The organism is Streptomyces colwelliae (assembly GCF_048158785.1).
In the GTDB taxonomy this organism is placed as follows: domain Bacteria; phylum Actinomycetota; class Actinomycetes; order Streptomycetales; family Streptomycetaceae; genus Streptomyces.
Genome location: NZ_JBLTJC010000410.1, coordinates 1 through 8691 on the forward strand (window position 1 = coordinate 1; position 8691 = coordinate 8691).

Genomic DNA, 8691 nt, shown 5'->3' on the forward strand with positions numbered 1-8691 from the left:
TCGGTGAGTCGTGGTGGGCCAGGCGGAAGGGGAGGGCGGCGAGGACGATCACCGCGCAGGTCGCGCCGGCGCCGACCGTCGCGCGGAGCAGGCGGCGGCGGCCCGCGCCGCGGCGGATCGACTCGTAGCGGCCGGGGGGTGGGCCGAGGTATTCGGCGGAGGAGGGGCGCAGGATGACCGTGAGGGGGTCGTCGAGGTCGGTCTCCGGGCCCTCGTCTCCCTCGTCAAAGTGTGTGGTCAAGGCTTCTCCTCAGATGGGCGCGGAGCAGTTCGCGGGCCGCGTGGAGGTCGGCCTTGATGGTTCCTTCCTTGCGTCCGGTCAGCACGGACACCTCCCGGATCGGCATGTCAGCGTAGTAGTGCAGGAGGATCGGGACGCGCAGTCGTTCGGGCAGGGACTGCACGAGCAGCCGTACCGAGGGGTCTTCCTGTTCGGTCGGTGGGCGGATCGCCTCCTCCGTGGTGGCGCGGCGCACGGCCCGGCGCTCGCGCTCCAGTTTGCGCCAGTGGTCACGGACGAGGTTGGCCGCGGTGACGTAGAGGAAGCCGCGGGGTTCCGCCACCTTCGTCCAGCGGGCCCAGAGCCGGGTGAACGCCTCGGAGGCGATCTCGTGCGCCGTCTCGTCGTCGTCGACGAGACGGCGGCACCAGCCGGCGAGGCGCGGGTAGACGGCGGCGAACAGTTCGGACGCTGCCCTCTCGCGGGACCGTTTCAACGCTCTCCATGGTCGTGACGTGCAAAGTGGCTACGGGGTACGGGAGTTCAGCCGGTCAGCGTGGCGAAGACGATCACGTTGTCGAGGTATCCCGTACCGGTGCGGGTCCCGCCGCAGGTGATGAGACGCAGTTCGGGGCGGGCCACGTTCCCGTACACCTCGTCGGACGGGAAGTCGGCCTTGGCGACCGTCCGTACGGTGGTGACGGTGAACGTGGCCGTCGTGCCGTTCTCCAGGCCCGCCTCGATCCGGTCGCCCTTGCGCAGCTTCGCGAGATGGCGGAACACGCCGTCCCCGTACGCGCCGACGGTCACATGCCCGAGGATCACCGACGGCCCGGTCTGGCCGGGTGTCGGCGAGTGCCGGTACCAGCCCGCCCGGTCGTGCGCGGTGATCGGCGGCACCTGCACGGTGCCGTCCGAGGCCAGCCCCAGCTGCATGACCGGGGTGTCGACCCCGATCGCCGGGACGCGCAGGGCGACCGGGACGGAACGCGCGAGGGCGTGTGCCGTCGTGGCGGAGGGCGGCGCGGAGGACTGCCCGGAAGGCGTCGAACTCCCTTGTTGTTGAGGGGTGTTCGTGGCCGAGGCGGTCCCGTGCCCGCCGCCGCAGCCGGCGAGCAGCGTCGCCGTCGCCGCGGTGACGAAGGCGCGCCTGGAGAGCGAGGTCATACGCCGGTCGTCCTCCGACGCCGTACGACGACGAAGGCGCCGCCGCCGACGACCAGCGCGGCGGCTCCCCCGCCGACCAGCGTGGTCGTCATGTCGTCGGACGACTTCGACACCGTCGTGACACCGGTGTCCGGGGCGCCGCTGGGGACCACGGCGACCTGGCTCGGGTCCCGGGTGGGCTCGGCGGACGGTTCGGCGGAGGGTGCGGTGCTCGCGCTGCGGGTGGGTTCGGCGGTGGGGGCCGGGGTCGGCGCCCTGGTGGCGCTCGGCGCCGCGGACGGCGAGGCGGACGGGGTGCGGGTCGGGGACGCGGAGGCCCCGGTCGCGAACGCGGGCGCGGTGGACGCCAGGACCGCGCCGCACGTAAGTGCCAGGGCGCTGAGGACAGTTCGGCGCATGAGTCGCTCTCTCTCGTCGGCCGCCCCACCGGGTCCGTCGGGCGACGGTTCGGCGGTGGGGCGGGTTGTTGATCGAGCGGAGAGACGAGGCAGCGGGAGAGTGGGTTGTAAAGAGCGGGCAAAGTCGTTCGGAAGGTGATCCGGTGGGCGACTCGGCGGGCGGGGAAGGCGAGTTGGCCGGTACCTCACATGTTGATCATGTGTCCCGCGAGGCCGTGCACCGCCTCCTTCACCGCCTCGCCCAGGGTCGGGTGGGCGTGCACGTTGCGGGCGACCTCGTGGACGGTGAGGTCCCACTGCTGGGCGAGGGTGAGTTCGGGGAGGAGTTCGGTGACGTCGGGGCCGATGAGGTGGCCGCCGAGGAGTTCGCCGTACTTCGCGTCGCTGATCAGCTTGACGAAGCCGGTGGTGTCGCCGAGGCCGTGCGACTTGCCGTTCGCGGTGAACGGGAACTTCGCGACCTTGACGTCGTGCCCCAACTCCCGTGCCTGCGCCTCGGTGTAGCCGAAGCTGGCGATCTGCGGCTGGCAGTACGTGGCGCGCGGGATCATCGCGTAGTCCAGCTCCATCGTCTCCGCGTCCGCGAGGGTCTCGGCGGCGATCACGCCCATCGCCTCGGCGGCGTGCGCGAGCATCAGCTTCGCGGTGACGTCGCCGATGGCGTACAGGTGCGGGACGGACGTACGGCACCGGCCGTCGACGTCGATCGCGCCGCGCTCGGTCAGCCGTACGCCCGTGTTCTCCAGGCCGTAGCCGGTGACGTTCGGGGCGAAGCCGATCGCCTGCAACACCTTGTCGGCTTCCAGGACTTGCCGGTCGCCGTCCTTGCCGGTGACGGTGACGCGGACCTGCGGGCCCGACTCGTCGATCGACTCGACGCGGGTGGAGGTGAGGACGTCGATGCCCAACTTGCGGTACTGCTTGGCGAGTTCGGTGGAGACCTCGATGTCTTCGAGCGGTGCCACGCGGTCGAGGAACTCCACGACGGTGACCTTCACGCCGTAGTTGTGCAGCACGTACGCGAACTCGATGCCGATCGCGCCGGCGCCCGCGATGACGATCGACCGCGGGAGGTCGTCGGCGAGGATCTGCTCCTCGTAGGTCACCACGCGTGCGCTGCGCTTGGTGCCGGGCAGCAGCCTGGGGGTGGCGCCGGTCGCGATGACGCAATGCTCGAAGCCGATCGTGCGTGACTCGCCGTCGTAGCCCGCCACTTGGAGGGTGTGCGGGTCGAGGAACGTGCCGCGGCCGTCGATCTCCGTGATCTTGTTCTTCTTCATCAGATAGTGGACGCCCTTGACCCGGCCGTCCGCGACCCGGCGGCTACGGCGGAACGCCTCGCCGTAGTCGAAGGAGACCTCTCCCTCGACCTTGATGCCGAAGGTCTTCGCCTCGCGGGTGAAGATGTGCGCCAACTCGGCGTTCCGCAACAGGGCCTTGGTCGGGATGCAGCCCACGTTCAGACAGACCCCGCCCCAGTACTTCTCCTCAACCACGGCGACCCGCTTGCCGAGTTGGGCGGCACGGATGGCGGCGACATAGCCGCCGGGGCCCGCGCCGAGTACGACGACGTCGAACCGCTCGTCCTGCGAGTCCATCGATGGTTCCTTTCCCGGAGGGAGATCCTCACCTGCTTCCAGGATGCACGCCCCCGGACAGGACCGGCGAACCCGGCAGGCCCGACGAAGCCGGGTACGTCGAGGTCAGCCGGTCACGGGTGCGGGCCCCGGCGCGCTCTTCGCCCCCGCACCCGCACCCGCCGCCGGAGCCCCGCGCCGGTACACGTCCTTCAGGTAGAGCACGAGGGCGGCGCCGAGCACCCACACCGGGAGGATCACCAGGGCGCGGGACAGGCCGTCGTTCTGGAAGCGGGACAGGCCCTGCATCGCGCGGACGCCGACGCCGACCGGCAGGATCTCGGAGAGCGGGCGCAGCCAGCCCGGCAGGTACGCCGCCGGCATGATCCCGCCGCTGCTGCTGTTGCCGAGGATCAGCATGAGGATCGAGGCGAGACTGACACCGGCCGAGCCGAACAGCCGTAGCAGCACCATCGTCGTACCGCCGACCGCGGCGCCCATCAGCGCGATGACGGCGACGAGGGGCACGAAGGAGCCGGGCAGCGCGCCGAAGCCCGTGCTTCCGGCGATGGTGGCGATCAGGAGACCGCCGACGATGCCGAACAGGGCGAGGCTGGCCATCCGCCAGCGGTACTGGAGGCGGGGGGCGAGTTGGTATGTCGTCATACCGAAGAGGTAGCCCGCGAGGACCAGGCCGAAGGCGGCGTAGAAGACGGAGAGGCCCCGGGTGTCCCCCGCCGCCGCCGGGGCGACGTCCTCGACGGCCAGTTCGTGCTGCTCGGCGTGGGCCACGGAGCCGAAGGCGGTGGTCACCGTCGCGGTGACGGCGGCTCCGTTGGCGCTGCCGTAGAGCAGCTTTCCGTCGCCGAGGTAGGCCGCGTAGACCTGCCTGTCCTGTACGGCGTTCCGGGCGGCGGACTCGTCGGGGTAGGTCTCGACGGTGAAGCCGCCCGGGGCGATGCGGTCCAGGTCCTCGCTCAGGTGGGCCTGCGCGGTGCCTATCTCCGTTGTCCCGACGCGGAGTTGATGGGGGCTCGGGGCGTGGAAGGCGGCGAGGTAGACGCTGACGAACACGGCGCCGATCAGCAGCACGACCGCCACGGGGAGCAGGACGGCGCGCAGGTTTCCGGGGCCGGGGGGCGCGTGGGCCACGTCCAGGGCGTGCTTGTGCGGCTGTCGGGGGGCGCCGGTGGTGCCGTTCGTGCCGGTGGCTCGGGGTGCGACTTGCTGGGACATCGGGAGGGTCCTAGATTAGAAGGCAACTGATAATATTTGTACATCACAATCAGCTGCCTTACAAAAGAGGTCCGTTCTGTGAAGCATCCCGACCGCCGTACCGGCTATGTGGCCTGGCAGATCGGCCAGATCATGGCGGCCCGGATGGAGCGCGCCCTGCGCCCGCTCCAGCTGACCCTCGCCCAGCACCGGGCCCTGATGCAGGCCGTCCTCGACCCCGGGGTCTCCAGCGCGACCGCGGCGCGCAGGGCGGCGATCACCCCACAGTCGATGGGCACGGCGGTCAACGGGCTGGTCGAGCGGGGCATGCTGGAGCGCCGCACCACCCCCGGCGACCGGCGCACCCAGCGCCTGCACGCGACGGAGGCCGGTGTACGGCTCGCGGCGGAGGCGGCGGAGACGGTCGACGCCGCCCACGCCGAGGCGCTTCAGGCACTGACGCCGGCGGAGCAGGAGCAGACGCACGCGCTGCTGCTCAAGCTGCTGGCGTCGCTGAATCCCTCGGCCCTGGAGGGCGACCTGTCCTGAGGAGCCGGGCGCGGGACTACCCGCCCTGAAAAGCCCGGCGCGGGACTACTCCCACACCACCACGTTGCGCCGCACCGGCACCGTCGAGGGGCCGCTGGCGAACAGTTCCGGTGAGTGTGCCCGGATGCGCTCGATGTCGCTGAAGACGGCCCGGAGATGGGTGCGCATCGCGGCGCGGGCGAGCGGGACGTCGCCGGCGACGACCGCGTCGTAGATCTCGCGGTGCTGGACGGCGAAGACGGCCGGGGAGACGTTCTCGTGGAGGCCGAGGCGCCGGGCCCGGTCCAGGTGACCCTTGGCGGCGGCGACGTTGGTCCACACGTTGCCGTGGCCGCTCAGTCGCATCAGGCCCTGGTGGAAGGCCTCGTCCAGGTCGAAGAACTCCTCCAGGCCGAGGTCCGCGCGCTGCTGGCGTTCCAGATTGTCGCGGAGTTCCCTGTCGGTCTCGGCGTCGAGTTCCCCGGGCAGGTCGTCCAGCGAGGCGAGCTCCACGGCCTCCCGCAGGAACTGCGCGTCGGCGACCTGCGCCGGGTCCACCCGGGAGACGAACGACCCGATCTTCGGGAAGACCTGCACCAGTCCTTCCTGCGACAGCAGGATCAGGCTCTCCCGCACCGGGGTCCGGCTCACACCGAGCGACGCCGCGAGCTCGTTCTCCGACAGGGCCGCGCCCGGGGCGAGTTCGAGGGTCAGGACCATCTGACGCAGTTTCAGATAGATCGCGCGCCGACTGGTGCGGTCCCGGTTCGAGTGAGCCATGCGGCCATCGTATCTGTGACGCGACCATTGCCACTTCACGACACATGCTTGTATACAAGTACTGACCGACCGACGGTAGGACTCGGTCGGCCGGCAGCAGGACACGGTCGGCCGACAACGGAACACGGTAAGGAGAGCCACCCGTGAGCAAGATCGAGCGCGTCGACGTGTTCGTCGCCTCCCCCGGGCGCACGTTCGTCACGCTGCGCGTCACCACGGACGACGGCGTGACGGGCCTCGGCGACGCCACGCTCAACGGCCGTGAACTGGCCGTGGCGAGCTATCTGCGCGATCACGTCGTACCCCTGCTGATCGGCAAGGACCCCGCCCGGATCGAGGACATGTGGCAGTACCTCTACCGGGGCGCGTACTGGCGGCGCGGGCCCGTCACCATGACCGCGATCGCCGCCGTCGACACCGCCCTGTGGGACATCAAGGGCAAGACCGCGGGCCTGCCCGTCTACCAGCTGCTCGGCGGCCGGTCCCGGGACGGCGTCCTGGTCTACTCGCACGCCAGCGGCACCGACGTGCCCTCCCTCCTCGACGACGTCGAGCGCTACCTGGAGCTGGGCTACAAGGCGGTCCGCGCGCAGGCCGCGGTGCCCGACGTCGGCGGCACCTACGGCGTCCGCAAGGGCAAGGTCTACGAACCCGCCGCGACCGAGCTGCCCGACGAGCAACCCTGGGACACCGAGGCCTACTTGGGGTTCGCGCCCACCTATCTGGAAGCCGTCCGGGAGCGCTTCGGGTTCGGTTTCCACCTGCTCCACGACGTCCATCACCGCCTCACGCCGATCGAGGCGGCCCGCTTCGGCAAGAGCGTCGAGGCGTGCCGGCTGTTCTGGATGGAGGACCCGACCCCGGCCGAGAACCAGGAGGCGTTCCGGCTCATCCGCCAGCACACCACGACCCCCATCGCGGTCGGCGAGGTGATGAACTCGATCTGGGACGTCCAGCACCTGATCACCGAGCAGCTCATCGACTACGTCCGCACGACCGTCGTGCACGCGGGCGGCATCACGCACCTGCGGCGGATCTTCGACCTGGCCGCGCTGTACCAGGTGCGGACCGGTTCGCACGGCGCGACCGACCTCTCCCCCGTCAGCATGGCGGCGGCCGTGCACCTCGACATCGCCGTGCCGAACTTCGGCATCCAGGAGCACATGGGCCACCCCGACGAGGCGGGTGAGGTGTTCCGCACGGGGGTCACGTTCGCCGACGGGATGCTCCACCCTTCGGAGGAGCCGGGGTTGGGCGTCGAGTACGACGAGAAGGCGGCCGAGCGCTTCCCCTACCAGCAGCGCTATCTCCCGGTCGCGCGGCGCCTCGACGGGTCGGTGCACGACTGGTGAGCGCACGACCGATGAGTGCACGACTGAGCCGTACAACACCCCTCGCACCGGAGGCCCGGCCCGCGGTCGACCCCGCCCAACTCCGGCCCCGGATCGTCCACTTCGGCCTCGGCGCCTTCCACCGCGCCCACCAGGCGGTCTACACCGAGAACACCGCCGCCCGGTCCGGTGAGCCCTGGGGCATCACCGCCGTGGCGCCGAGGTCGGCGGAGACCGTACGCGCCCTGCGGGACCAGGACTGCCTGTACTCGCTCACCGAGCGCCGTCCGGAGGGCCCCCGCACCCGGGTCGTGGGCTCGGTGGTCGACGCGCTGGCCATGGGGCCGGACGCCAAGGCGGTCGGCACGCTGCTCGCCGACCCCGAGGTGACGGTGGTGACGCTCACCGTGACCGAGAAGGGCTACCAACGGCTCGCGTCCACCGGCGGGTTGGACACGGCCGCCGTCGCCGCCGACCTCGCGGCGGGCCCCGACGGGCAGTTCACCACCGTGATCGGCGCGCTGGCCGCCGGGCTTGCGGCGCGGGTGCGGGCGGGCGGCGCGCCGATCACCGTCGTGTCCTGCGACAACATGGCGGACAACGGCGCCGTGTTGGGCCGGGTCGTACGGGAGTTCGTCGCCGCGTCCCACTGGCCCGACCGCGTCCGGATCATGGACCGGATCGCCGAGACCGTCCGTTTCCCCGCGACGGTGGTCGACCGGATCGTGCCCGCGGTGACCGAGGCCGACCGGCTCGCCGCCGCGACCGCTCTCGGGGTACGCGACGAACTCGCCGTGACGGCCGAGCCGTACCGGAGCTGGGTCCTGGAGGACTCCTTCGCGGCACCCCGGCCGCCCTGGGAGCTCGACGGCGCCTTGTTCGTAAGGGATGTGACGCCGTATCAGCTCACGAAGCTGCGTCTGCTGAACGGCTCCCACTCCGCCCTCGCGTATCTGGGTACGGCCGCGGGCCACACCACCATCGCCGGGACCATGGCGGCCAGTTGGGGCGAGCGGCTCGTCCGGGCGCTGTGCGCGGAGGTCGCGCCCACACTCCCGGTGGGCGGCCCCGACCCGGTCGCGTACGCCGACGACCTCGTCGTCCGCTTCCGCAACCCCGCGATGCACCACCTGCTCCGCCAGATCGGCTCCGACGGATCGCTGAAGATCACGGAGCGCTGGCTGCCCGCCCTGCGCACGCTGCGCGCCCACGGCACCAGCGCGCCGGTGCTCGAACTCGCCCTCGCCGCCTGGGTGTTGAGCACCGGGCGGACCGACGCACCCACCGATCCCGCGGCCGGCGCGCTCGCCGCCTGCTGGGACACGGCCACCGCCCCCGTGGAGACGGTCCGCGCACTGCTGCGCGTCCTCGGCTCGACGGACCTGGCGGACGACCACACCCTCACCACCGCCGTCGCGGACCGGCTGCCCGCCCTGCGCGCCGGGCGCGTCGAGATCTGACTCCCCGTCCCCGCC

The 8691-nt window shown here is 71.3% G+C and carries 9 protein-coding genes and 1 pseudogene; 3 read left to right on the plus strand and 7 right to left on the minus strand.

Annotated features, from left to right (window positions below; all coding sequences use genetic code 11):
• The 6 genes and pseudogenes from ACNFOC_RS45810 to ACNFOC_RS45835 form a co-directional block, all read right to left on the minus strand.
• Positions 1 to 241 (minus strand): annotated as a pseudogene (locus tag ACNFOC_RS45810) (hypothetical protein); the annotation flags it as partial.
• Entirely contained in the window at positions 225 to 716 is a 492-nt protein-coding gene (locus ACNFOC_RS45815) for an RNA polymerase sigma factor (RefSeq protein ID WP_405990501.1), read from the minus strand. The gene ACNFOC_RS45815 and the pseudogene ACNFOC_RS45810, both read right to left, overlap by 17 nt.
• Before the next feature lie 47 nt (positions 717 to 763).
• On the minus strand, positions 764 to 1387 hold the full coding sequence (locus ACNFOC_RS45820) for a class F sortase (protein ID WP_416964931.1): 624 nt from the start codon (positions 1385 to 1387) through the stop codon (positions 764 to 766).
• Complete coding sequence (locus ACNFOC_RS45825) at positions 1384 to 1785, minus strand: sortase-dependent protein (protein ID WP_416964932.1); 402 nt, start codon at positions 1783 to 1785, stop codon at positions 1384 to 1386. Before ACNFOC_RS45825 ends, ACNFOC_RS45820 begins: the two co-directional genes overlap by 4 nt.
• Before the next feature lie 185 nt (positions 1786 to 1970).
• On the minus strand, positions 1971 to 3383 hold the full coding sequence (gene lpdA, locus ACNFOC_RS45830; protein WP_416964933.1) for a dihydrolipoyl dehydrogenase: 1413 nt from the start codon (positions 3381 to 3383) through the stop codon (positions 1971 to 1973).
• A gap of 105 nt (positions 3384 to 3488) precedes the next feature.
• Positions 3489 to 4598: an ABC transporter permease gene (locus ACNFOC_RS45835; protein ID WP_416964934.1), complete on the minus strand. Its 1110-nt coding sequence runs from the start codon at positions 4596 to 4598 to the stop codon at positions 3489 to 3491.
• A gap of 78 nt (positions 4599 to 4676) precedes the next feature.
• On the opposite strand from ACNFOC_RS45835, the gene ACNFOC_RS45840 reads away from it, so the two are divergent.
• Positions 4677 to 5126 carry a MarR family winged helix-turn-helix transcriptional regulator gene (locus tag ACNFOC_RS45840; protein ID WP_416964935.1) on the plus strand — a complete coding sequence of 150 codons (450 nt, stop codon included), beginning with the start codon at positions 4677 to 4679 and terminating at the stop codon, positions 5124 to 5126.
• Between the two features lie 45 nt (positions 5127 to 5171).
• Here ACNFOC_RS45840 and ACNFOC_RS45845 read toward each other — a convergent pair whose 3' ends face one another.
• Entirely contained in the window at positions 5172 to 5885 is a 714-nt protein-coding gene (locus ACNFOC_RS45845; RefSeq protein ID WP_416964936.1) for a GntR family transcriptional regulator, read from the minus strand.
• Between the two features lie 143 nt (positions 5886 to 6028).
• On the opposite strand from ACNFOC_RS45845, the gene manD reads away from it, so the two are divergent.
• Both manD and ACNFOC_RS45855 read left to right on the plus strand, forming a co-directional pair.
• Positions 6029 to 7237 carry a D-mannonate dehydratase ManD gene (manD, locus tag ACNFOC_RS45850; RefSeq protein WP_416964937.1) on the plus strand — a complete coding sequence of 403 codons (1209 nt, stop codon included), beginning with the start codon at positions 6029 to 6031 and terminating at the stop codon, positions 7235 to 7237.
• 11 nt (positions 7238 to 7248) lie between these two features.
• On the plus strand, positions 7249 to 8676 hold the full coding sequence (locus ACNFOC_RS45855; RefSeq protein ID WP_416964938.1) for a mannitol dehydrogenase family protein: 1428 nt from the start codon (positions 7249 to 7251) through the stop codon (positions 8674 to 8676).
• Positions 8677 to 8691 lie beyond the last annotated feature (15 nt).